Annotated in this window: 2 protein-coding genes; both read left to right on the forward strand. The window is 68.1% G+C overall.

Annotation, left to right across the window (positions count from 1 at the left end):
• Positions 1–75 precede the first annotated feature (75 nt).
• Complete coding sequence (locus H7965_RS30625) at positions 76–270, forward strand: hypothetical protein (protein WP_222440894.1); 195 nt, start codon at positions 76–78, stop codon at positions 268–270.
• Between the two features lie 35 nt (positions 271–305).
• Complete coding sequence (locus H7965_RS29900) at positions 306–1,253, forward strand: IS701 family transposase (RefSeq protein WP_390624658.1); 948 nt, start codon at positions 306–308, stop codon at positions 1,251–1,253.
• Positions 1,254–1,390: the final 137 nt, after the last annotated feature.

Below are 1,390 nucleotides of genomic sequence, written 5' to 3' on the forward strand. Positions count from 1 at the left end.
TGGCCATTTCCGGGGTAAGGCGGCGGAGCGGGTGAGCAGATAGGCTGGTGGCGTCCTGGCCAGAGGACCGCCCCCATGCTGACCCTGCCGGCCCGCTTCGCCGCGGTGATCCTATGCTTCGCGCCGCTCTTTTTTCAACGGAGCTGGCAGCACGCTGAGGTGTTGCTGGTCGGCGCTATTCTGGCGCCGGGCCGGCGCACGGTGAGCAGCATTCTCCGGATTGCCCGGCTCAGCCAGGAGCGGCGTTCGTCAACTACCATCGCGTACTGAACCGTGCTGCCTGGAGTGGGAGAGCGGCGGCGAAGGTGTTGCTTGGCTTGTTGCTGGACGCTTTCGTGCCGACAGGTCCGGTACTCCTCGGCCTCGACGACACGATCGAGCGCCGGCGCGGCAAGCGGATCAGCGCCAAAGGGATCTATCGAGATCCGGTCCGCTCCAGCCACGGACACTTCGTGAAGGCCAGTGGCCTGCGCTGGCTCAGCCTCATGCTGCTGGTCCCGATTCCTTGGGTCGGGCGGGTCTGGGCGTTGCCGTTCCTGACTGCCCTTGCCCCCTCGGAGCGGTACTGCCGCAAGCGCGGGCGGAGCCACAAGAAGCTCACCGACTGGGGCCGGCAACTGGTCCTGCAGGCCCGCCGCTGGATGCCGGAGCGGCAGCTGGTGCTGGTCACCGACAGCGGCTTCTCCGCCCTCGAATTGCTGGCTGCGCTGCTCCGCCAGGAGGTCACCTGCATCACCCGCCTGCGTCTCGATGCTGCTCTCTATCGGCCAGCCCCGCCACGCCAGCCCGGTACCATCGGGCGTCCCCGAACCAAAGGTGAGCGCCTGCCGACCCTGGCCGAAGTGCTGACGGACAAGACCACTCGGTGGCAGCGCCTGACCGTGCCCGGATGGTATGGCGAAGGCGAGCGCATTGTGGAGATCTGCTCCGACACCGCCGTCTGGCGCCATGCCGGCATGCCGGTCGTGCCGATCCGCTGGGTGCTGCTGCGCGACCCCGGCCAGCGGTTCGACCCACAGGCGCTGCTTTGCACCAACGCAGCGGAGGAGCCGCTGCAGATCGTCCGCTGGTTCGTCCAGCGCTGGCAGCTCGAGGTCACATTCCGAGAGGTCCGCGACCACCTCGGTGTCGAGACGCAGCGGCAGTGGTCAGACAAGGCGATCGCCCGCACCACACCCTGTCTGCTCGACCTGTTCTCGGTCGTCACCCTGATGGCGGCGCGCCTCACCAGCCGTGCCCAGCTCCGCGTCTAGGCCAGCGCCTGGTACCACAAGCAGCGGCCGACCTTTGCCGACAGCCTTGCCGCCGTGCGGCGGGAGATCTGGAGTGAGCAGGGTTTTGCGCTGTCCCGCCACTCCCCCGACGCTACGAAACTCCCGCCTGCCCTCCG

Origin of the sequence: Siccirubricoccus deserti (assembly GCF_014283215.1) — a bacterium.
Taxonomy (GTDB): Bacteria; Pseudomonadota; Alphaproteobacteria; order Acetobacterales; family Acetobacteraceae; genus Siccirubricoccus; species Siccirubricoccus deserti.